The sequence below is a fragment of the Pseudomonas danubii genome, from assembly GCF_042980055.1.
Lineage (GTDB): Bacteria > Pseudomonadota > Gammaproteobacteria > Pseudomonadales > Pseudomonadaceae > Aquipseudomonas > Aquipseudomonas danubii.
This window is the reverse complement of record NZ_CP116502.1, coordinates 1,570,781-1,593,635: the sequence shown is the minus strand read 5'-3', so window position 1 is coordinate 1,593,635 and position 22,855 is coordinate 1,570,781. Positions and strand designations below refer to the sequence as shown.

The window sequence follows — 22,855 nt, the reverse complement described above, 5'->3', positions numbered from 1 at the left end:
AAAAGCTCCCTGGCCGGCTAACCCCCGGCCAGGGACACTCACTGACCGGGGCAACGCCGATCCGCTGGAGGCCTGGACGGGACCGCCAGCGGCAGGGTTGCCCCCACGTAGGACGGCAGCTTCGGCGCGAAACGCGGCAGCATGTCGATCTGCCTTGGCGGCAGTGGACACTGCGGATAGTTGATGTTCGCCTGTTGATCGCTGCCGAAGCGCCCGGCCTTGGCCAAGCGCTTGCTGTCACCCTGGCAACCGGCATAGGCCTCACCGCGCACCTCGCCATTGGTGATCACCCGCAACTGCGCCGTCGGCACACCCAGGGGCGGCTCCGAATAAGGCTCCACCGGCTTGACGCTACAGGCGCCGAGCAACGACAGCAGCGCCAGCAAGGGAATATTTCCAGGTTTTATGACTGATCTTTCCTTTGTCTGAAGCGGTATGAGCGGCTGAGCAGGCTATCGGCCGAGTGGGGGCCGTCTGCACTGAATCATCGGCTATCCGCCGATGATTCAAAGCCTCCTCGCGCTCGAGCCCCAGAGTGCCTGGGAACGCTAGGTATAGAGCCCGCATAGGCCCACGCAAAAATAGTCAGATTTCAGGGGTTTACAGAACCCCGCCAATCGCTATAATCGTCGCCCTAACACGCCGGTATAGCTCAGTTGGTAGAGCAACTGACTTGTAATCAGTAGGTCCCGGGTTCGACTCCTGGTGCCGGCACCATACAAAACAAAGCCCCTGCAGAAATGCAGGGGCTTTGTTGTTTTCGTGCTTCCGAAAAGCCTCACGTCATGTCGTGAGAGCGTCCACAAATTGTCCACACCTACGCTTTCGCTTCCTGGCCTGCACATTTTTCTTGAGCGTCTCGTCATGCACTCAAAAGCCTGCTTTCTTGTGAACGTTGTCTGCTCATTCACCAGAAACGCAGATTTTGCCGACACATAAAGCCACTGCCCTCCTGCGCCTTCGATCACTCATAAAATTTCGCATCGCATCGCATCGCTAAGGCAGAGCCGTGGCTGACCAACAGCACGTATCGAAATCGAGCTGAAGCACTGTTACCGAAACCAATGAATTGGATCACCGCAACATCCCCAAATCACCGCACTTCATGCTCCAATACTCGCCGTTCCCGTTGTACACAGGCCGCCCATGAAGCCCATTTCCCTATCGATCCTGACCCTGTTGCTCCACTCCCTGCTGTTCAGCGCTCCGGCCCTGGCCGGCGATGCCGAAGCCGGTGGCAAGCTGTTCAAGCGCTTGTGCAGCGGCTGCCACAATATCGGGCCTTCGGTGCGCAGTTCGTTCGGGCCGCAGCTCAACGGCATCATCGACCGGCCGGCAGGCAGTGCCACGGACTATCAATATTCAACGGCCATGAAGTCGTCGGGCATCGTCTGGACCCGGGACAAGCTCATCCAGTACCTGGAAGATCCAAAAGCCGTGGTGCCCGGCACCCGGATGATTTTCTGGGGGCTGAGCGATGAAGAAAAAATCGATAATCTGCTGGCCTATCTGCAGACCTTCCCTTCCCCCTGATTCAAGCTCGTTTGCCTACAAGGATGTTTTGATGAAGTTTCCTCTGCTGTCGCTTGCCGCCACGGGCCTGGCCCTGGCTGTATTCATGCCCCAATTGCAGGCCGCCGGTTTCGACTGCGCCAAGGCCTCTACCCGGGTGGAGAAAACCGTCTGCGATACGCCGACCCTGTCCGCCAAGGACGATGAGTTGAACCGCCGCTATAAGGAGCTCAAGCACCTGCAGGTGTTTCGCTTGTTGCAAACCCAGTGGCTGCGGGAAGTACGCGACACCTGCATCGACAGCGACTGCCTGGAGTCGGCCTATCGGGCCCAGGTGAAAATGCTCACGCTGTTGCCGATTCCTCCGGCTCCCGGCAAAGGCGAGCTGCTGCCAATGGACCCCACTCGTCAGTACCGCCTGCAGGACCCCGATGACTGGCAGCGTTTCACCCTGGCCAAGTTCACCGCCGCTCCAGCGCAAGGCGATCAGCAGATCGTCGACGCCCAGGTGCTGGATGGCGTGCTGCATGTGGTGCTGTTCGTCGGTCAGTACCAGAGGGGGCGGGAAGGCTATGTCGGCACCCTCTACGAATATGCCGATGACCAGCCCGGCCTGCATCCCATTGCCCGGGATATCGGCTTTGTCGGCTGGGCCTCTCCGGGGTCCAACGATCAGGGCCAGCGCTTCGCCGGCATCGTCGACGGGGTGTTTTACTACCGCCAGCGCAGCGGCGGCGAACTGCAGCAAGGCATGCGCTATCGCCTGGGCTCGCGCAGTGCTCCCGAAGCCAGCCAGCAGCTGTTCCAGTCGCTCTCCAACACCCTGCGCCATGCCCGGGCGCGGGTCGGCCAGGATCTGAATCAGGAGAACTACAGCCTGTCCCTGGACTACGACCGGCAGAGCAACAACACCTACTCCGAGAACGTCACCGAGCACAATGAGGTCGAAGCCGGCTGGAGCATCGTCAATCCCACCTGGAGCGAAACCCGCCCGGTGATGTACTTCGATAACGAAGGGCCGCGGGCCTGTATCTGGCGGGTCGACGTGCAGCACAAGGTGCTGTCCAAGATCGTCCCGGAGCATGAGGCGATTTCAGCCCGTCCTGTGGATATCCATGGCCGTGAGGCGGTGGTGTACCTGGAAGGCGATCAGCTGAAGTTCGCGATCAATCCGGATGACTGACGGGCAAGGTTGCTGAACAAAAAGGCTCGCCATACGGCGAGCCTTTTTCATTGCGTCGGCAAGGCTTTGCTCAAGGCAGGCTGATCTTGTATTCGGCCAGCTTGGCCTGGTGCTGCGGCTCGACGTACTTCTGGTCCACCCGCTTGGCGAACTGGGTAAAGTCGGCGCGAGCATCGTCGGTCAGGCCCAGTTTGTCGTAGGCCAAGCCCCGGTGGTAGAAGGCCCAGGCATAGTCCGGCTGCTTCTGCAGGCCGGCGCTGTAGGCTTCGGCCGCCTCGCGGTATTGGCCCAGGTCGTAGAGGGTCTGGCCCAGGTGGTAGTAGGTCGGCATGTTGAAGCCGGTACCCTTGCCCGCCTCGCCCAGGTTGGCGTCGAGGTTGGACTGCACCAGTTCCAGGGCCTTTTGCGGGTTGCCCGACTCACGATAAAGACGGCTCAGGTCCAGCACCGCACGGGCATCGGGTTTGGGGCCCAGCTCGATGGATTTTTCCTTGGCGCTGATGGCTTCCGGGTAACGCTTGAAGCTGGCGTAGGCATCGGACTGCAACCAGTACACCAGGCTCTGCATCGGCTTGGACAGTTGGTTTTTCGACAGGCACAGGTCGGCCTCTTGCAGCACCACATCGAACTTCTCGGCCTTGGAGGCCTGGCCCACCAGGCGGCAATGGGCGTAGTTAATCTGGTCCTGGCTCTGCAGGCTGGCACAGCCAGTGACGGCAAGGGCACACACAAGCAGGATCGACCCGCGAACAGATAATGAAGGCATGTTTTTCAATCCAGCAGGTGAGCGTTGAGGTCAGGGCGATAGACCTGCAGCAGCGGCGCGGTGACCGTGCCCTGCAGGCTGCAGAAAATCGTGGTGCGACCCGAGATCGGCGCGCTGGTGATGCCTTTGTCGATGCTCAATACCCGCTCGACGAAACCGAACGGCGTGGCCACGCCGCCGCCGACCAGACCTTCGGTGCGCCAGCTGTTGATAGGGTCACCCACCCGGCGGATCTCCACCCGGACCATGGCGCTGCGGTCTGCCTTCAGGCGGTGGTTGTCCACCAGCAGAGGTTTGAGCGCTGCGGCCACTTCACGGGGCTCACCCTCGGCAATAAACCCCCAGAACAGCAGGTTACCCACCGACTTCAGCGACTGGGCTTCGTTGTAGTAGCCCACCAAGCGCACGCCGTTGACCAGCAGCGGCTGTTCGAACGCCTGGTAGCGTCCGCCTTCCTGCAAGGGGTTCGGGACCTTGGGTGCACTCACCGCGCCGTACTTGGCCACGGTCAAGGTCGCGGCCGGCAGTTGGGCGGTGTTCAGGCTCTGGAAAAACTGCGCATCGCAGCGTGAGAACTGGCTGAGCAACTGCTCGGATGCAGTCGCTGGCTGGCCGTGGGCGATGCTGGCGACGCTCAGCAGGCACAGGCCGGATAACAGGGTACGGAACATCGAAATCATCCGTGACAGGAAGGAGCCGCGGACTGTAGCAAGATTGATATCGACCAACCACTCGCCGAAAATCCCGGTGCCCCGTGACCAGGCCATTCAAGGCCAGACCTCCCTGCCCCCAAGGACCACCCGCAGATGGAACTGTCAGAAAGACTACTGAAAATCCTCAAGAACAACCCCAGCTGGATCGGGCGGGTGTATGAGTCATTCATCATTTCGGCGATCAAGGACTTCGAGCGCAACAATCCGCCGGCCCATAGCCCTGACTTTAAGCCAGAGACCAACCGTAGGCCTTACGGTTACCTGCACAACAAGCTGTTCGACCCGGTCAGCGAAGACAATGGCGAAAGCGATGTGGCGGATATTTACTTTGGCTATCCGCAACCGCTCCTGGATTCGTGCAAGGTCACCACTGATCCCCTGAACGAAGACAAAGACTGGTTCTGCCGAACCACCTGGAACGGCTGGGCGGTGGAAGTCAAAACCAAGCTCGTCGACAAGACAGAGCGACCTCTTCGTCACATGGCCTATGCCAACGAACTGAAAACCGCGCTGCCGGTGTCTCCCAAGGCAGCCTGGATGCAGACCCGCAATGGCAAGGAATTAACCAGTAATCAGCTCAAACGACGCTGGGCAGACCTCTACGTTTATATCCTCTACCAACTCGACGACGGTATTCCGGACTTCACGGGCGCTACCGGCACCTACATCATGGTGATCCCGACCTTCATCTTGAATGAAGCCTTGAAAGACACTGGCGAAAACGCGGAAACCATACAGCTCAACAAGCTCATGAAGGTTCTGGCCCCTCACCACCTGCGCTACTTCACCTACCTGACGGAACACATTCCAGGGAAAATGCTCCAGCTCGCCAGTGAACATTGGCAAGAAATGTTTGCCTACAAGCGCGAAGGCGACGCCTTGAAAAGACAGTGGTACGAAAACATCCACCTGCCCTCTCTGGCAAAACCCCGCAAGCGATAACCGAACATGAAAAAGCCCCGAACCAGTCGGGGCTTTTTTGCACGACAACCACCCAGAGTCAGGTGGTGATCAAACGCTCATCAGAACACGTTGATCGGGTAGTCGACGAACACACGCAGTTCGTTGCCACCTTTGTTGTACTCATATGACTTCTGCGACACACGCAGAACCGAGCTGCGCACTTTGACGCTCAGGTCCTTGGCCGGGCCGCTCTGCACCACGTACTTGAGCTGGTTGAAGATTTCTCGCTCGCTGCCACCCGTGCTGTTGACGGTGGTGATGTTGTCGCCACGCACGTAGGCCACGTTGTAGGTCAGGCCCGGTACGCCGAAGGCGCCGAAATCCAGACCGTAGCCCAGTTGCCAGCTGCGTTCGTCTTCCGCGTTGAAGTCGGACCAGTAGGAGTTGGCCAGGTAGATGGTGTTGCCGCCATCACCCACATAGCCGGACTTCTGATAACCGCCATAGGCGTAGCCCAGGTGGCTGTCGCCGGTGCTGCGCTGATGGGCAACGGTGAACGAGTGCGGGCCAGTGGCGAAGGTCGCCGCCAGGCTCCAGATCTTGTTGTCCTGGCCGCCGGCGTTGAGGTCCTTGGCGAAGGATTTGTCCAGCTTGGTGCGGTAACCGTTGAAGTCCAGGGTCAGGGACTGATCGGTGGCCAGTGGGAACACGTAGTTCAGGTTCACGTATTGTTTCTTCAGCACGTCTTCGACGTCGGAAGCGTACAGCGCGCCCTTGAACTGTTCGGTGAACTGGTAGCTACCGCCCAATACGTTGATCGACTTCAGACCACCGCTGTCACGGCCTTCGGCGCTCTTGCGCGATTCGGCGGTGAAGTGACCGGCGTTCAGCTCCAGGCCCTTGATCTCCTTGGAGGTGATCAGGGTGCCGGTGTAGCTTTCCGGCAGCAGACGCGAGCTGTCGTAGTTGAGTACCGGCAGGGCCGGCATCTGGTCACCGTAGGTCAGCACAGTGTTGGACAGGCGGAACTTGACCGCCGCACCGAACTTGCTCAGGTCATCGGCGGCGTTGCCGCTGTCGCCTTGCTTGAAGAAGTCGATACCGCCAGCGCCGCTGCGGCCCTTGCCGCCGTCCAGGCGCAGTGCGTACAGGCCGAAGGCGTCAACGCCCACGCCCACGGTGCCCTGGGTGAAACCCGAGGAGAAGGTGCCGATGGCAGCCTGGCCCCACTCGGCCTTGTCCTTGTTACGGTCTTTGTAGTCACGGTTGATGTAGGCGTTGCGCAGCAGCACTTTCAGGCTGCTGTCTTCGACGAAGCCCTTGGCATCGGCCTGGCCGTCGGCCATGGCCTGTGTAGCGCTCAAAATCCCCAGTGCAATCAAGCAGATCCGCTGTTTCGACATTTTATTTTCCTTATTACGGTTTGATGACGCGCTGTGAGCTCTTTCGGCTATGGCGTTTGAACGCTCTTCTACCGTCGAAACAAAAAAGCCCGACCGCGGGTGATCGCGGCGGGCCTTTTATTATTCTTAAATATGGCTCTTGGCCACAGGCGTTGGGGGCGAATCCTATCTGCGCCCTGAACAACGTGTCAATTTCGTGAATCGTCTTTGAATAGCTGAAAATATTCTAAGAACTGCGGGCTAGAGCATTGCCAGCTGCACGCTATGGCTGTCGACGAATTGTTCGAAGTGGGTGACTTTGCCGTTTTTGAGGGTCCACAAATGGGCCACTCGCACATCGATCGGCTTGCCCGAGGCCTTGTAGATGCCTTGGTAGTTGCCATAGGCGAACACCTTGTCGCCCTGGGCCACATAGTTTTCCACCTTGAAGGTGAAGTCCTGCCATTCCGAGCCCAGGCGCTTGAAAACATGCTCCAGCACCGCCTCGAAACCGACGTAGGTGCCGGCATAGGGAAAGCCCGCCGCTTCGGTCCAACGCGCATCCGGGGCCAGGGCCGCAGCGGTGTTGCGCGCATTTTCCTGGGAGTTGGCACCTTCATAGGTGCTTTTGATCAACGCTAGGTTATCCATGGGTGACTCCACGCAGGTCAGGTGAGATCAAAGCGCACAACCGTCCAGGCCACAGGCCTGGACCGCGCCATGTTGAGGGTCGCTACTGGCCCCCTGGGAAGCCTTCAACCACTGCGCGAAGGCCTCGGGCTTGCCCAGCCAGGGGCTGATGTCGAGCAACTGATAGCGACCGTCCCGCTCCAGCGCCAGGGTTGGGAAACCCTGGCCGCCAACTTTGGCCAGCAGCGCCCGGCTGCTCTTTATATGCTCGTCCAGCTCAAGGGCCACCGCCTGATCGTAGGCGACGGCGAACGGTTGTGGAGCAAACCCCAGGGTCTGCGCCAGTTCCAGCAGGACGTCGCGATCGGCAATCCGCCGGCCCTCCAGGTAATGAGCCGTCTGCAGGCGCCCCAGCAATTCCAGTCCACGACCGCCCAGGGCCTCGGCGGCCAATACAGCGGCGATCGGCGGTGCCGAGTCGAACACTGCCGTGTGGTCACGCAATAGACCCTCGAAATAGGCCTCGCCAAAAGGTTGCCCTGTGTACTCGGCAATGCGTCGGTCATGGGGCATGACGTAATCACGCAACTGCGGCGACACCGGCTGGCGGTTGCGACCGGTCATCATGCCACCGGCATGGGCCACCACCGGCACCACTGCCTGGGCAGCCTGGACCAGTGGCTTGGCGCCATAGCACCAACCGCACAGCGGGTCATAAATGTAGTGAAGGGTGGCCGAGGACATAAGGGACTCCAACAGGATCTTGAGCATTCGATGGCCCGCAGACTATGCCCCGCACGCCAGGGGAAAAACCTCGAAATGGCTTTTAGTCTGTTGCTGTATCCGGTCGAATCAGTCTGTTTAGCCTGTGTATGCGGGCAGATACGGCGCCGACATAATTAGAAACAATAGTGCAAAGGAACTTTTAGCGAATAATTAACATAAGTAAATAGCACGCATTATCATTCGCACCCCTTGACTCACCTTCCTTTCGGATGCGCTTCAGATGCCTGCCCATTTCCGCCTTACGCCCCTGTCACTGGGACTCTGCACCCTGCTGACCGCCGGTTTTGCCTGTGCTGCCAGCACCACCCTGCCAACGACCTCCATCAGCGCCGAAGCCGAGGCCGACCCCGACGATCCCCGGGTCAAGGAAGTCAGCACCGCGACCCGCACCGCCACCGCCGCGCGCTATGTGCCCCAGGCCATCGACACGATCAAGACCGCCAACGTCCTGGACTACGGCCACAACGATCTGGGCAGCGCCCTGAGCGGCATTCCCAACGTCAGCAGCGGCTCCGACACCCGCTTCGACAGCCTGCGGATTCGGGGTTTCGATGCCAGCAACGACTTCTACCTGGACGGCATCCGCGACGACAGCCAGTACGTGCGCGACCTGCACAACATCGAACGCATCGAAGTGCTCAAGGGCCCGGCGGCCGTGCTCTACGGCCGTGGCAGCCAGGGTGGCATCGTCAACCGGGTGAGCAAACTGCCGGAGTTCGGCCGCCGCTCCAGCGTCGAAGTCCAGGGCGGCAGCCAGGACCTGCGCAGCCTGTACGCCGACCTCAGTGCCGATCCGACGGAGAACCTCAGCCTGCGCCTGAACCTGGGCAATCAGGACCAGAACAGTTTCCGCGACGGCGTCAGTGGCAATCGCCAGCTGTTCGCACCGTCCATGAGCTGGCAACTGACCCCGGAGCTGAACTGGCTGGTGCAGTACGAATACAGCCGCTACAACCGCACCCCGGACCGCGGCATCACCAGCCTCAACGGCCGCCCGGCGAACGTCGGCCGGGAAACCACCTACGGCGACCACCGCGACTACATCGACGACAAATCCCAGTCATTGCGCTCCAAGCTGACCTACGAGCTCAACGACAACTGGCAACTGCGCCACACCCTGGCCGTGTTCAAGCTCGACAGCGACTTCGACAACACCTACCAGACCGGCTACAACGCCAACACTGGCAAAGTGCAGCGCCAGCGCTGGCAGCAGGATCTGAAGACGCGCAACATCTACAACAACACCGAACTCGAAGGCCGCTTCGACACCTTTGGCCTGGAACACCGCCTGCTTACCGGCATCGAGATCGGCAGCCAGCGCCGCGACCCGATCCTCTACAACGCCGCCACCGCAGGCCCCGGCAGCCAGGCGGTGCCCGCCGTGGATCTGTACAACCCCAATCCGTACCAGAGCCACACCGGCCGCATGCAGGTCTCCAGCAACAACCACACCGAGGTCGAAAGCCGAGCGCTCTACGTGCAGGACCAACTGCGCCTGAACGAGCAATGGCAATTGCTGGCCGGCCTGCGTTACGACAACTTCGATGTCGAGACCACCAACCGCCGCACCGGGGTTTCCGATAGCCGCAACAGCCACAGTGTCAGCCCGCGTCTAGGGGCAGTCTGGACGCCACTGGAGCACCACTCGTTCTATGCCTCGTGGAGCAAATCGTTCTCACCGGTGGGTGGCGGCCTGATCGGTATCACCCCGAACGCCGCCGGTAACGGCAACGACCTGAGCCCGGAGCTGACCCGGCAGAAGGAGGTCGGGGTCAAGAGCGATTGGCTGGGCGAGCGCCTGAGTACCACCCTGGCCGTGTACGAACTGGAGCTCTACAACCGTCGCACCACCGATCCGCTGGATCGCAACATCATCCTGATGACCGGCCTGCAACGCTCCCGGGGTATCGAGTTGACTGCCAACGGCAAGCTCGTCGGCAACTGGTACCTGCGCGGCGGCATCGGCCTGCAGGACGCGGTGGTGGTCAAGGACAACAACGGTTTCGAAGACAAGCGCGTGAACAACGTGGCCAAGCGCAACGGCAGCCTGTTCATCACCTGGAAACCGGAACTGGGCTGGTACGCCGAGACCGGCCTGACCCTGGTGGGCGACCGCTACGCCGATGGCGCCAACACCGTGGTGCTGCCGGGCTACGGCCGTTGGGACGCCCTGGCCGGCTACCGGCACAAGGACTGGGACGTGCGCGCGGCGCTGAACAACATCGCTGACCGCGAGTACTACAGCTCCGCCACCAGTGCCTTCCAGATCCAGCCGGGGGAGCCCCGTAGCCTGGTGGTCACTGGCAACTACCGCTTCTAAACGACCGGCCAAAAAAAAGCGCTGCCATCCCGGCAGCGCTTTTTACAATCCGTCGTTTTCTATCCTTTCACCACATCCCACAGTGCCTGCAGTTCCGCCTCGCTGAGCAATCCAGCGGGGTAACGCTCAACGATGATCCGGCGCGGATCAGGTTCCCTGATCTGACGCGTTCCATTGGACTTCAACCATTGCGCCAGAACCTGCAGCGACTCGTTATTCATTGCCAAGGGATGGGGTGCCCGCTCGCTGACCATATTCATTCCAGCGCTCTCTCCTGGTATCTGAGCGGCCTAACTTATCCAAGGTTTATGACAGAACAACAAAAGTTCCACCTGTCTCAGAATCACCACGAAGCAGATACAAGAGCTATGCCAAAGTGCCAGGTGGCTCGACGTACGGCCATGAAAAAGCCCGCAACCCATCTGGGCTGCGGGCTTGCTGAAAAGCACCAGGTGCGGAATCGGTCCGACGCCGTCAAACAGGCAACACCATCTGTTACAACGGCACTCAAATTCGCTGCGGCGCGGGCTGCTGTTGGGTAAGGCAATGGATATTGCCGCCACCCAGTAACAGTTCGCGCCCCGGCACCATCACCACTTCATGCTCGGGAAACAATTCCTGGAGGATGGCCTTGGCCGGTGCATCCATCGGGTCGTCAAAACTCGGCGCAATGATCCCGCCATTGACGATCAGGAAGTTCACGTAGGAACCCGCCAGGCGCACGGAGGGATTACGCTCCTGGCTGCCTTGCACGGCATCGACACCGGCGCATTCCTCTTCGGTGGCATACAAGGGACCGGGAATCGGCATCTTGTGCACCTTGAAAGTGCGGCCCTTGGCGTCGCGGGTGTTTTCCAGCACCTGCATGGCCGCTCGGCAGCGGGGGTAGTTCGGGTCCTGGGGATCGTCGGTCCAGGCCAGCAGCACTTCGCCCGGGCGCACGTAGCAGCAGAAGTTATCCACATGGCCGTCGGTTTCGTCGTTGTACAGGCCATCCGGCAGCCAGACGATCTGCTCCACCGCCAGGTGCTCGCGCAATACCGCCTCGATCTGCTCACGGGACAGATGCGGGTTGCGGTTGTGATTGAGCAAGCATTCCTCGGTGGTGATCAGCGTGCCTTCGCCGTCGACGTGAATCGAACCGCCCTCGAGCACGAAGCCTTCGGTGCGGTACTCCTGGCAACGCTCGATCTCCAGCACCTTGCTGGCCACCTGCTCGTCACGGTTCCACGGCGCATAGAGGCCGCCTTCGAAGCCGCCCCAGGCGTTGAAGCCCCAGTGCACACCACGCACTTCGCCGCTGTGGTTGATGACGAAAGTCGGACCGGTGTCGCGGACCCAGGCGTCATCGCTGGACATCTCCACCACGCGGATGTTGGGTACGTCCAGGCGCGCCCGGGCGTTTTCATACTGGCCCGCGGAGACGGCCACGGTCACCGGTTCGAAGCGGGCAATGGCCTTGGCCACCGCCGCGTGGGCGGCCTGGGCCGGCTTGCCGCCCAGGCGCCAGTTGTCCGGACGCTCGGGCCAGATCATCCAGGTTTGGGTCTGGGTCGCCCATTCGGCCGGCATGTAGAAACCGTCGGCGCGCGGCGTGCTGTGCAAAGTGCTCATAGTGTTCAGGACTCCAGGGAACCGTCGAGGGTTTTCAGCGCACCATAGAGGTTCGGACGACGGTCACGGAAACTGCCCCAGGCGCTGCGGATGTGCTCGAGCTCGTCGAGGTCGAAGCTGTGCACAAGGATACCTTCTTCGGTTTGGTTGAGCTCCTGAACCTTCTCGCCGAACTGATTGGCGATAAAGGACGAACCGTAGAAGGTGATGTCGTAACCGTCCTGCTCTTCGTTGCCGATGCGGTTGCTGGCGATCAACGGCATCAGGTTGGCCCCGGCATGCCCCTGTTGCACTCGCTGCCAGTGGTCGCGGGAGGAAATGCTCTGGTCATGGGGCTCGCTGCCGATGGCGGTCGGGTAGAAGAGGATTTCCGCGCCTTGCAACGCCATGCTGCGGGCGCACTCGGGGAACCACTGGTCCCAGCAGATGCCCACGCCGATCTTCGCGTAGCGGGTGTTCCACACCTTGAAGCCGGTATCGCCCGGGTTGAAGTAGTACTTCTCGTGGTAGCCGGGGCCGTCCGGGATATGGCTTTTCCGATAAATCCCCAGGTTGCTGCCATCGGCATCGATGATCGCGATGCTGTTGAATCGCGCACGCCCCGCCAGCTCGTAGAAGCTGATGGGCAGCACCACTTGCAACTCCCTGGCAACTTTCTGGAAGTGCGCGATGGCGACGTTGCTATCGACCGTGGTGGCCAGTTGCAGGTAGTCCGGGTTGGGCTTCTGGCAAAAATACGGGGCCTCGAACAACTCCTGGATCAGGATGATCTGCGCACCTTTGGCGGCGGCTTCACGGACCAGTTTTTCGGCGGTTTCCAGATTGGCCTCAAGGTCCCAGGAACAAGCCATCTGGGTAGCGGCGACGGTAACGATTCGGCTCATGGAACAACTCCCGGGCAATGGACGCGGTCGATGACAACGGATAGGAAAAGGACGGGGCACGACAAGGTCGCGCCTGACGACGGCCACTTTATATCCGATAAATATCGACTTTAGAAGCCGCAGAACTCTTAACTGCGAAAAATATCCGACAAAATGCCGATAACAATCGAATAAGCATAAACACATTCGCCGGCAAGCCGGCCCCCACAGAAAGGTGTAGGAGACGGCTTGCCGGCGAATGGAGATGAACGCAAGCGAACGACGAGCCCTTACAGATCTTCGCCCAGCACCTTGTCCAGCATGTCGACGAAGAAATCCACGCTCTGCCGGCTGGTGACCATCGGCGGCTTGATCTTGAGGATGTTCAAGTGATCGCCGGTGGGCTGCATGAAGATCCCCAGTTCCCGCAGGCGATCACACAGCAGGGTGGTCTCCTCGGTGGCCGGTTCCAGGGTCTGGTGATTGCGGATCAGCTCCAGCCCCAGGTAGAAACCGGAGCCATGCACCGCACCCACCAGGGGATGCAGATCCTTGAGCGCCTCCAGGCGTTGCCTGAAATGTTCACCCACCACCCGGGCGTTCTCCCAGAGGCCCTCCTCCTGCATCACATCCAGCACGGCGATGCCGATGCGGCAACTGACCGGGCTGCCACCGGATGAAGAGAAGAAATAGCCCTCGGCCTCCAGCGCCTCGGCAATCTCGCGACGGGTGATCACCGCCCCAAGGGGCTGACCGTTGCCCATGCCCTTGGCCATGGTGATGATGTCCGGCACCACGCCCTGCTCTTCAAAGCCCCAGAAGAACTTGCCCATGCGGCCATAGCCCACCTGGACCTCATCGGCGATGCACACGCCACCCCGGGCCCGAACCCGTTCGTAGACTTCCTGCAGATAACCCGGCGGCAGCGAGATGCCCCCGGCATTGCCGTACACGGGCTCACAGATAAACCCGGCCAACTGGCGATTCTGCTCATCCAGCTTGTGCAACTGCTGGTCGACGCTGCGCAGGTACTGCGGTGTGCTGTCCTGGCCGCGGAACTCGCCGCGATAGGTGTTGGGCGCCGTCACTGGGTGCACCCAGTCGGGACGGCTGGTGAGGGCCTGGGGGTTGTCGGCAATGGAGGTGGACACCGCATCGGCCGCCACCGACCAGCCGTGATAGGCCTCCAGCACGCTGAGCATGTCGCGCCCGCCGCTGTAGGCCCAGGCCAGGCGAATCGCCAGATCGTTGGCTTCGGTACCGCTGTTGACCAGAAACACCCGATCCATGGAGTCCGGCGCCAGGGCCAGCAGGCGCTCGGAGAACTCGGCGATCGCAGCATAGTGAAAACGCGAGTTGGTATTGAGCAGCGACCATTGGCGCGCCGCCTCGGCGGCCATGCGTGGGTGACCGTGGCCGAGCACCGCGACGTTGTTGAGCATGTCCAGATAGGACCGCCCTTGCATGTCGATCAGGTGATTGCGCCAGCCGCGCTCGATCCGCGGCGGGTCGACGTAGTAGTGCTTTTGCGAGCGGGCAAAGCTGGCATCGCGTCGCTCCAGCAGGGTCTGCGGGTCCAGCTCCGGCTCGGCATCACAGGCCAGCCCCAGCAGCGCGGCCGGAGAAGGGCACAGCGCCTGCCAGGCAGGCGCCCGGGAAGGGGTACAGAACAGCGGCGGATCCAGCTCGGCCGCTCGACACAGCTGTACCTTGAGCCGACCGTCGGCTACCACGGCCCCCAGCACCTGCCCCTTGACCAGGGCCGCCCCCGGGTGCAACGACGGCTCGACGCCCCACAAGCGCACGCTCAACGCCGGGCCATCCAGGCGCAGCAGGCCGTTCTCGGCACGGTGCAGCACACCGGCGAACGGTGCTTCTACCGGCGTGCCTGCCGGCACTTGCAACTGCACATGCAACGGGCAGGTTTGCGGCTCCAGGGCGCTGTCGGGGCAGGTCCGCGACAAGCGGTACTGGCCATAGCGACTGGCGGCCAGGCCATGGGCAACAGCGGCTTCGGCCAACAGGCGATCATCGATCCCCGGCTGCTCCCAATTGCCGGCTTCGAAGTGCGGGCTGAGCACTCCCAGGTCGATCAGGGCGAACTCGCGCCCTACCAGGCTCGGCAGCAGCGGGACGAAGCCGTCACTGCCAATGGCCGGCAGCGACTCCCCGACAGCGCTGAGAATGGCCGCTTCCATGAACTCGAAAGACACGGAGCTGGCGACCCGGAAAATCTCCCACTCGTGGTGCAAATTGGCGCGGCTGTAGGCGTTGCCCGGATCGATGCTGACCTGCTGCTCGCCACTGAGCACCAGCACCGCGGCGCGGGCCACGATCAATGGCCAGAGCGCCAGCAGCTCGGCCCGTTGCAGCGGGTTGACCTGGTGATAGGCCTGGATCGCCGGCAGGATGCGCAGCGGATCGCCCTCGGCGTGATGCAGCAGTGCGGCGCACGTCACCGACAGATCGGTGATGCGCCAGGTACGGATCAGGTCGCCGAAATCGATCACCCCCTGCAACTGCCAATGGCGCGCGGCATCCCGCTGCCAGACCACGTTGTCGTCGGTGATGTCCATGTGGATCGCCTGTACCGGCAACTGTTCCTGCAGGGGCTGCAGCCGACGTTCGGTGCGCTGCGCGGTGTCAGCGATCAAGGCCCGTTGCTGCGGGTCCTGGATGACTGGCAACAAATGCCCGATCAGCGCCTGGGCATGCCGGGCATCCCATTGCAGGGTGCGTTCGAGCCCCGGATGCTGGAAACCTTCCAAAGCCAGGTCCATCTGCCCGCAGAGCCGGCCCAGGCCCGCCACCAGCTCGTTCCCCAGGTGCGGCAGGTGGGTCAGGGAGCGACCCTCTATATAGTCGAGCAACCGCACGTGCAGCGCTTGCCCGGCAATCTCCAGGGACAGCAGGTCCGCACCGTTTTTTGCCGGAATCACCCTGGGCACTCGCAGATCGGGGTATTGCTGCAGGTGCTTGAGGCCCGCGTGCTGCGCTTGCAACTCCAGGGCCGAGTAGTCGCCGCGGCAGATCTTCAGGACAAAGCGGCCCCGGGGACTGTCGAGGCGATAGTTGAGGTCCTGCTGGCTGCCCAGAGACTGCAAGGTGCCTTGCAGACCGTAATGGGTTTCCAGCAGCTCCAGCGCTTGCTGTGCAGTGACCTGTGGGCTGGGCAGACTGGCGCGGTGGATCAAGGTGGCGAGCAACATACAACGATCCCTGGAATTGTTATAAGCCGCTTATATCGCCATTGCCCAAGGCGTTACGCAAGCCCAAAGAACGGGAAACAGACAGGCACCGTCCCCGCCTCAACCCTGCACTTTGCGAAATTTCCGACCGCTCGCGGTGAAATCGACTGATGGCGCCTATTGCACCTCAGGCGTCATGTCGACAAGCTATGCTGCATTTTTTGCAGTAAATGATCGTTTTCAAGGACACAGGCCCTCCAACATGCGCATTCTCGTCACCGGCGGAGCCGGATTCATCGGCTCGGCTCTGGTCCGCCATCTGATCCAGCACACAGAACACGAAGTGCTGAACCTCGACAAACTGACCTACGCAGGCAACCTGGAATCGCTGCACAGCATCGCCAGCGACAGCCGCTACGAATTCGTCAAGGCCGATATCGTCGACCAGGCCACCGTCAGTGCGGTGCTCGCACGCTTCCAGCCCCACGCGATCATGCACCTGGCAGCCGAGTCCCATGTCGACCGCTCCATCGACGGGCCGTCCGACTTCATCCAGACCAATATCGTCGGCACCTACAGCCTGCTGGAGGCAACCCGCGCTTACTGGCAGAAACTGCCCGAAGCGGAAAAGGCCGCTTTGCGCTTCCACCATATTTCCACCGATGAGGTCTATGGCGACCTGCATGGCGTCGACGACCTGTTCACTGAAACCACGCCCTACGCCCCCAGTTCGCCCTACTCCGCCAGCAAGGCTGCGTCCGACCATCTGGTCCGCGCCTGGCAGCGTACCTACGGCCTGCCGGTGCTGATCACCAACTGCTCCAACAACTATGGCCCGTTCCACTTTCCCGAGAAGTTGATCCCCCTGGTGATTCTCAACGCCCTCGCAGGCAAGCCGCTGCCGGTCTATGGCAATGGCCAGCAGGTCCGCGACTGGCTGTACGTCGAGGATCACGCTCGGGCGCTGTACAAGGTGGTGACCGAGGGTGCGGTCGGCGAGACTTACAACATCGGCGGCCATAACGAGCAGAAGAACATCGACGTGGTACGCGGCATCTGCAGCCTGCTGGAAGAGCTGGCCCCGCAAAAACCCCAGGGCGTTGCCCACTACGCCGACCTGATCACCTTCGTCCAGGACCGCCCGGGCCACGACCTGCGCTACGCCATCGATGCCGGCAAGATCGAGCGGGAACTGGGCTGGGTGCCAGAAGAAACCTTCACCAGCGGACTGCGCAAGACTGTGCAGTGGTACCTGGAAAACCTCGAGTGGTGCCGTCGAGTACAGGACGGCAGCTACCAGGGCGAACGCCTGGGTTCCACCGACATCAAGGATCTGATTGCATGATTAAAGGCATTGTTCTGGCGGGCGGCTCCGGCACCCGTCTGCACCCCATCACCCTCGGTGTCTCCAAGCAACTGCTGCCGATCTACGACAAGCCGATGATCTATTACCCGATCTCGGTACTGATGCTGGCCGGCATCCAGGACATCCTGATCATCTCCACCCCCCAGGACTTGCCGCAGTACCGCAACCTGCTGGGTGACGGCAGCCAGTTCGGCGTACGCTTCAGCTATGCCGAACAACCTTCACCGGATGGCCTGGCCCAGGCATTCCTGATTGGCGAAGAGTTCATCGGCAATGACCCGGTGTGCCTGATCCTGGGCGACAACATCTTCCACGGACAGTACTTCGGCGAACAGCTGTGCGCTGCCGCCAAGCGCAATTCCGGCGCTACGGTGTTCGGTTACTGGGTCAAGGACCCGGAGCGCTTCGGGGTCATCGACTTCGACAGCGAAGGCCGCGCCCTGTCCATCGAAGAGAAGCCCAAGAAACCGAAATCCAGCTACGCGGTCACCGGCCTGTACTTCTATGACAACGACGTGGTGCAGATCGCCAAGGCAGTCAAGCCGTCGCCCCGTGGCGAACTGGAGATCACCGACGTCAACAACGCCTACCTCAAGCGTGGCGATCTGCATGTGGAGCGCTTTGGCCGGGGCTTTGCCTGGCTCGACACCGGCACCCACGATAGCCTGCTGGAGGCCTCGCAGTACGTGCAGACCATCGAGCACCGTCAGGGTTTGAAGGTCGCCTGTCTGGAGGAAATCGCCTACCAGAACCAATGGATCAGCCGTGAGCATCTGCTGGAGCGCGCCGCCTACTTTGGCAAGACCGGCTATGGCCAGTACCTCTTCACCCTGGCCGGGGAGACGCAATGAAGGTCATCCCCACCGACCTGCCCGGCGTGCTGATCATCGAGCCCAAGGTGTTCGGCGACGAGCGTGGGTTTTTCTACGAGAGTTTCAATGCCAAGGCCTTCGCCGACGCCACCGGCCTGAACCAGCCGTTTGTCCAGGACAACCATTCACGCTCGGCCAGGAACGTCCTGCGCGGTTTGCACTACCAGATCGAACATAGCCAAGGGAAACTCGTGCGGGTCATTGCCGGTGAGGTGCTGGATGTGGCCGTGGACATTCGCCGTGGTTCGCCCAACTTTGGCCGCTGGGCCAGCGTGCGCCTGTCCGCCGAAAACAATCGTCAACTGTGGATACCCGAAGGTTTTGCCCATGGTTTCGTAGTGCTCAGCGACTTCGCCGAGTTCCTCTATAAAACCACCGATTACTACACGCCAACCGCTGAGCGCTGCATTCGCTGGGACGACCCGACCCTGGCAATCGATTGGCAGTTGCAGGAGCCGCCAACGCTCTCCGCCAAGGACCAGAATGGCAAAAGTCTGAAAGAAGCCGATCTGTTCCCATGAGCACTTCCCTGAAAATCCTCATCAGCGGCCAGCACGGCCAGGTTTCCCGCGAGCTGCAGCAGCGGCTCGGCGACCTGGGCGAACTGGTGGTCCTTGGTCGAGACCAACTGGACCTGAGCCACCCGGAACAGATTCGCCAGCAGGTCCGCGCCATTGCTCCGCATCTGATCATCAACGCCGCCGCCCACACCGCCGTCGATCAGGCCGAAAGCGAGCCGGAGCTGGCCTTTGCGATCAACGCCACGGCCCCCGGTATCTTCGCCGAGGAAGCCCGGGCACTGGGTGTGCCACTGATTCACTACTCCACCGACTACGTGTTCGATGGCCGCAAGGACACGCCCTACGTAGAAGAGGATGAGCCCAATCCGTTGGGGGTCTACGGCCAGAGCAAGCTGGCGGGCGAACGGGCCATCAACCTGGTACAGGGCCAGCACCTGATCCTGCGCACCAGCTGGGTCTATTCCAGCCATGGCAAGAACTTCCTGCTGACCATGCAGCGCCTGCTGCAGGAACGACCCGAGCTGCGGGTAGTGGCCGACCAGATCGGCGCGCCCACCTGGGCCGGCACCATCGCCAACAGCACGCGCGCCCTGATCGAGCGCTGGCAGTCCGGGAATCACGGCGCCTGGGGCACCTATCACCTCACCGCCCACGGCGAGACCTCCTGGTTCGGTTTCGCCCAGGCCATCGGCGAGCAGTTGCTGGCCCTGGACAAGCCTTGTGCGGTGCTCGAAGCCATCCCCTCCAGTGCTTACCCGACCCCGGCTCCCCGGCCGCTGAACTCACGCCTGGACTGCAGCCGCCTGGCTCGGGAATGGGGCGTGACCCAGCCGGACTGGCGCAGCGCACTGCGCGAGTGTCTTGCCGAGCAGGGCTAGGCATAATGCGCCTGTATCCACAGGCGCCCTTTCCATGACCGCACCTCTTCCCCGTCGTCCCCGCTGGCGCAGCCTGGCCCTGCTGGCCCTGTGCCTGGCGCCGTTGCTGTGGCCGCTGGAGCACTTGGCCGAGCGCTACTATCGCAACGAGCTGACCAGCCAGAATCGCCAGACCCTCGACCTCTACGTGGCCAACCTGCTGGGCACCCTGCACCGCTACGAAGTGCTGCCGCAGATCCTCGGCGACCTGCCGGCGCTGCGGGCGGTGCTGGGGGCCCCGGACGACGGCGTGACCCAGGGCAACGCCAACCGCCTGCTGAAAAACATCAGCGCCCAGACCGGCGCCGAAGTCATGTACCTGATGGACACCAACGGCAAGACCCTGGCGGCCTCCAACTGGGACAAGCACGACAGTTTCGTCGGGCGCAATTTCGCCTTCCGCCCCTATTTCAGCGAAGCCATGGCCGGACGCCTGGGACGGTTCTTCGGCCTGGGCACCACCTCGGCCAAGCGTGGCTACTTCTTCGCCGCTGCAGTGCGCGACGGCGAACGGATGCTGGGCGTGCTGGTGGTCAAGGTGGACTTGGACCATACCGAAAGCCTGTGGGGCAAGACCCCGGAACAATTGCTGCTGACCGACCACAATGGTGTGGTGATCCTCACCTCGCGTCCTGAATGGCGCTTTCGTGCGACCCGTCCTCTGAGCGACGAGGAACGCCAGGCCATCGTCGCCATCCAGCCCTACCCAACCCGGGACCCGCGTCCACTGAACCTCAATCCCGATGCCTGGCTGACCCAGACCCAGCAGATCGAGGAAACCCGCTGGAGCGTCAGCATCCTCGCCCCGCGCACCCTGATCGATCGCCCGGTGCGCACCGTGGTGGCGGTCGGCGCCGCTGCGCTGCTGGTGCTGATGCTGCTGCTCGGCCTGATGATGCAGCGCCGTCGCCACTACCTGGAGCGGATCGCCTTCGAAGCCAAGGCCCGGCGCGAGCTGGAAAGGCGCGTAGCCGAGCGCACCAGCGATCTGGAGAGCCTCAACCGGCGCTTGAAACAGGAAGTGCTGGAACGCGAAACCGCCCAACAGGAACTGGTGCGCGCCCAGGACAATCTGGTCCAGGCCGGCAAGCTCTCGGCCCTGGGCACCATGTCGGCGAGCATCAGTCACGAACTCAACCAGCCCCTGGCGGCCATTCGCAGCTACGCGGAAAACGCCGAAGTGCTGCTGGACCACCAACGCACCGATGACGCCCGGGGCAACCTCAAGCTGATCAGCGAACTGACCGGGCGCATGGCCTCGATCATCGCCCACCTGCGAGCCTTCGCCCGACGCGATCACCACGCCCCGGAAAGCGTCGCCCTGCAACCGGCCCTGGACGATGCCCTGGCCCTGCTGGCCAAGCGTCGCCGGGCCATGGAAGTGGAGCTGATCCGCGACCTGCCAGCCGCTACCCTGTGGGTCGAGGCCGGGGAAACCCGCCTGCGCCAGGTCCTCGGCAACCTGCTGGCCAACGCCCTCGACGCCCTGACCGAAAAGGGCCCGCCGCGCAAACTCTGGCTGAGTGCCGAGTCCACCGCCACAGGCGTCAATCTGTACATCCGCGACAACGGCCCGGGCTTCTGCATGGAGGCGCTAGGCCGCGCCGGCGAGCCGTTCTACACCACCAAGACACGGACCCAGGGACTGGGCCTGGGCCTGGCGATCTGCGACACCCTGATGCGCGCCTTTGGCGGTGAACTGTCGTTCGCCAACCACCGTGAAGGCGGCGCCCTGATCACCCTGCGCCTGCGCGCCGGGGCCCCCGGCGTCAGCCTGCAGCCCTCCGAGGATCGCGGGGTATGAAGCGCAGCGACAACTCGTTAGCCACCACGCCCGGCCCAGCGATGCTGGCCACGACACGACCTGGAAAGTGACCGATGACCCGTCCCGACAGCCTCGACCCTCAGCTGCAAGTGGTGTTGATCGACGACGATCCGCACCTGCGTCAAGCCCTGAGCCAGACCCTGGACCTGGCCGGGCTCAATGTGCTGTCCCTGGCCGAGGCCCAGGGCCTGGCCCCGCGCCTGGAGCGGGACTGGCCGGGGGTGGTGGTCAGCGACATCCGCATGCCCGGCATGGATGGCCTGGAACTGCTCAACCAATTGCATGCCCAGGACCCCGAGCTGCCGGTGCTGCTGATCACCGGTCACGGCGATGTGCCCCTGGCCGTGCAGGCGATGCGCGCCGGTGCCTATGACTTTCTGGAAAAGCCCTTCGCCAGCGATGCCCTGCTCGATAGTGTGCGCCGCGCCCTGGACTGGCGGCGCCTGGTGCTGGACAACCGCAGCCTGCGCCTGGCCCTCAGCGACCGCCAGGAACTGAGCGCGCGGCTGGTGGGTCAGTCAGCGCCGATGCTGCGTCTGCGCCAGCAGATCGGCGCCCTGGCGGCAACCCGCGCCGATGTGCTGATCCTGGGTGAAACCGGCGCCGGCAAAGAAGTGGTAGCCCGCGCCCTGCATGACCTCTCGGGGCGGCGCAACGGGCCATTTGTGGCCATCAATGCGGGCGCTCTGGCCGAGTCGGTGGTGGAAAGCGAACTGTTCGGCCACGAACCGGGAGCCTTCACCGGCGCGCAGAAACGCCGCATCGGCAAGTTCGAATTCGCCAACGGTGGCACCCTGTTCCTCGACGAAATCGAAAGCATGAGCCTGGATGTCCAGGTCAAGCTGCTGCGCCTGCTGCAGGAGCGGGTGGTGGAACGCCTGGGGGGCAACCAGCTGATCCCCCTGGACATCCGCATCATCGCCGCGACCAAGGAAGACCTGCGCCAGGCCGCGGACCAGGGCCGCTTCCGCGCCGACCTTTACTACCGCCTGAACGTGGCCCCGTTGCGCATTCCGCCACTGCGCGAGCGAGGCGAGGACATACTGATGCTGTTCCAGCACTTTGCCGACGAGGCCAGTACCCGCCACGGCCTGCCACCCCAGGAACTGCAACCCGGGCATCGTGCCCTGCTGTTGCGCCATAGCTGGCCTGGCAACGTGCGGGAACTGCAGAACGCTGCTGAGCGCTTCGCGCTGGGTCTGGAACTGGCCCTGGACAACAGCGAGCCGGAGCAGGCTGCCATCGCCTCCCCGACGTTGATTGCCGGCGGTCTGAGCGAACAGGTGGAACACTTCGAAAAGAGCCTGATCGCCGCCGAACTGACGCAACCCCACAGTTCGATGCGCAGCCTTGCCCAAGCCCTGGGCATTCCACGCAAGACCCTGCACGACAAGCTGCGCAAACACGGCTTGAGCTTCGCCGACGGCGGCGCCAGCCACTCCAGCGATGAATCCGAATGAGCCGCACCGTCAACCCTTCGTCCCTTGAGGCCCG

The 22,855-nt window shown here is 62.3% G+C and carries 20 protein-coding genes and 1 tRNA gene; 11 read left to right on the top strand and 10 right to left on the bottom strand.

Annotated features, from left to right (window positions below; translation table 11 throughout):
- Positions 1-38 precede the first annotated feature (38 nt).
- A complete protein-coding gene (locus PFZ56_RS07495) occupies positions 39-386 on the bottom strand; it encodes a hypothetical protein (RefSeq protein ID WP_249735461.1) in 348 nt (115 codons plus the stop codon).
- Between the two features lie 255 nt (positions 387-641).
- On the opposite strand from PFZ56_RS07495, the gene PFZ56_RS07490 reads away from it, so the two are divergent.
- From PFZ56_RS07490 to PFZ56_RS07480, 3 genes are all read left to right on the top strand, one after another.
- Positions 642-717 (top strand) — tRNA-Thr (locus PFZ56_RS07490).
- A gap of 429 nt (positions 718-1,146) precedes the next feature.
- Complete coding sequence (locus tag PFZ56_RS07485) at positions 1,147-1,533, top strand: cytochrome c family protein (RefSeq protein WP_110595342.1); 387 nt, start codon at positions 1,147-1,149, stop codon at positions 1,531-1,533.
- A 31-nt stretch (positions 1,534-1,564) separates the two neighbouring features.
- The gene (locus PFZ56_RS07480) at positions 1,565-2,695 is read left to right on the top strand and encodes a lysozyme inhibitor LprI family protein (protein ID WP_170002019.1); all 1,131 of its coding nucleotides are present in this window, start codon (positions 1,565-1,567) and stop codon (positions 2,693-2,695) included.
- A 70-nt stretch (positions 2,696-2,765) separates the two neighbouring features.
- Here the strand turns inward: PFZ56_RS07480 and PFZ56_RS07475 are convergent, their stop codons facing one another.
- Positions 2,766-3,461 carry a tetratricopeptide repeat protein gene (locus tag PFZ56_RS07475; protein ID WP_170002017.1) on the bottom strand — a complete coding sequence of 232 codons (696 nt, stop codon included), beginning with the start codon at positions 3,459-3,461 and terminating at the stop codon, positions 2,766-2,768.
- Positions 3,462-3,466: 5 nt separating this feature from the next.
- Positions 3,467-4,228, bottom strand: coding sequence for a hypothetical protein (locus tag PFZ56_RS07470; protein WP_262379411.1), 762 nt, complete (start codon positions 4,226-4,228; stop codon positions 3,467-3,469).
- A gap of 39 nt (positions 4,229-4,267) precedes the next feature.
- Here PFZ56_RS07470 and PFZ56_RS07465 point away from each other — a divergent pair, with 39 nt between their 5' ends.
- A complete protein-coding gene (locus tag PFZ56_RS07465) occupies positions 4,268-5,116 on the top strand; it encodes a hypothetical protein (protein ID WP_170002015.1) in 849 nt (282 codons plus the stop codon).
- Positions 5,117-5,196: 80 nt separating this feature from the next.
- Here the strand turns inward: PFZ56_RS07465 and PFZ56_RS07460 are convergent, their stop codons facing one another.
- From PFZ56_RS07460 to PFZ56_RS07450, 3 genes are all read right to left on the bottom strand, one after another.
- Positions 5,197-6,480, bottom strand: a complete 1,284-nt coding sequence (locus PFZ56_RS07460; RefSeq protein ID WP_110595338.1) for an OprD family porin — start codon at positions 6,478-6,480, stop codon at positions 5,197-5,199.
- Positions 6,481-6,720: 240 nt separating this feature from the next.
- Positions 6,721-7,110, bottom strand: a complete 390-nt coding sequence (locus PFZ56_RS07455) for a nuclear transport factor 2 family protein (protein WP_060842195.1) — start codon at positions 7,108-7,110, stop codon at positions 6,721-6,723.
- A gap of 27 nt (positions 7,111-7,137) precedes the next feature.
- A complete protein-coding gene (locus tag PFZ56_RS07450) occupies positions 7,138-7,833 on the bottom strand; it encodes a DsbA family protein (RefSeq protein WP_123391744.1) in 696 nt (231 codons plus the stop codon).
- A gap of 262 nt (positions 7,834-8,095) precedes the next feature.
- On the opposite strand from PFZ56_RS07450, the gene PFZ56_RS07445 reads away from it, so the two are divergent.
- Entirely contained in the window at positions 8,096-10,195 is a 2,100-nt protein-coding gene (locus PFZ56_RS07445; protein ID WP_170002013.1) for a TonB-dependent siderophore receptor, read from the top strand.
- 59 nt (positions 10,196-10,254) lie between these two features.
- Here the strand turns inward: PFZ56_RS07445 and PFZ56_RS07440 are convergent, their stop codons facing one another.
- The 4 genes from PFZ56_RS07440 to PFZ56_RS07425 form a co-directional block, all read right to left on the bottom strand.
- Positions 10,255-10,455, bottom strand: coding sequence for a hypothetical protein (locus PFZ56_RS07440; protein WP_102862685.1), 201 nt, complete (start codon positions 10,453-10,455; stop codon positions 10,255-10,257).
- Between the two features lie 247 nt (positions 10,456-10,702).
- A complete protein-coding gene (gene aguA / locus PFZ56_RS07435) occupies positions 10,703-11,809 on the bottom strand; it encodes an agmatine deiminase (protein WP_102862684.1) in 1,107 nt (368 codons plus the stop codon).
- Positions 11,810-11,814: 5 nt separating this feature from the next.
- Entirely contained in the window at positions 11,815-12,693 is an 879-nt protein-coding gene (aguB, locus tag PFZ56_RS07430) for an N-carbamoylputrescine amidase (RefSeq protein WP_102862683.1), read from the bottom strand.
- Between the two features lie 269 nt (positions 12,694-12,962).
- Entirely contained in the window at positions 12,963-15,881 is a 2,919-nt protein-coding gene (locus tag PFZ56_RS07425; protein WP_170002011.1) for an aminotransferase, read from the bottom strand.
- 241 nt (positions 15,882-16,122) lie between these two features.
- On the opposite strand from PFZ56_RS07425, the gene rfbB reads away from it, so the two are divergent.
- From rfbB to PFZ56_RS07395, 6 genes are all read left to right on the top strand, one after another.
- Positions 16,123-17,205, top strand: coding sequence for a dTDP-glucose 4,6-dehydratase (gene rfbB / locus PFZ56_RS07420; protein WP_170002009.1), 1,083 nt, complete (start codon positions 16,123-16,125; stop codon positions 17,203-17,205).
- On the top strand, positions 17,202-18,077 hold the full coding sequence (rfbA, locus tag PFZ56_RS07415; RefSeq protein WP_102882165.1) for a glucose-1-phosphate thymidylyltransferase RfbA: 876 nt from the start codon (positions 17,202-17,204) through the stop codon (positions 18,075-18,077). Before rfbB ends, rfbA begins: the two co-directional genes overlap by 4 nt.
- Complete coding sequence (gene rfbC / locus PFZ56_RS07410) at positions 18,074-18,619, top strand: dTDP-4-dehydrorhamnose 3,5-epimerase (protein WP_170002007.1); 546 nt, start codon at positions 18,074-18,076, stop codon at positions 18,617-18,619. The genes rfbA and rfbC overlap by 4 nt, the downstream gene beginning before the upstream one ends.
- Positions 18,616-19,497 (top strand): dTDP-4-dehydrorhamnose reductase, encoded by an 882-nt coding sequence (gene rfbD, locus PFZ56_RS07405; protein WP_170002005.1) that lies wholly within the window; start codon positions 18,616-18,618, stop codon positions 19,495-19,497. Before rfbC ends, rfbD begins: the two co-directional genes overlap by 4 nt.
- A 34-nt stretch (positions 19,498-19,531) precedes the next feature.
- Complete coding sequence (locus tag PFZ56_RS07400; RefSeq protein ID WP_102862677.1) at positions 19,532-21,340, top strand: ATP-binding protein; 1,809 nt, start codon at positions 19,532-19,534, stop codon at positions 21,338-21,340.
- Between the two features lie 74 nt (positions 21,341-21,414).
- Positions 21,415-22,821: a sigma-54 dependent transcriptional regulator gene (locus tag PFZ56_RS07395; RefSeq protein WP_170002003.1), complete on the top strand. Its 1,407-nt coding sequence runs from the start codon at positions 21,415-21,417 to the stop codon at positions 22,819-22,821.
- Positions 22,822-22,855: the final 34 nt, after the last annotated feature.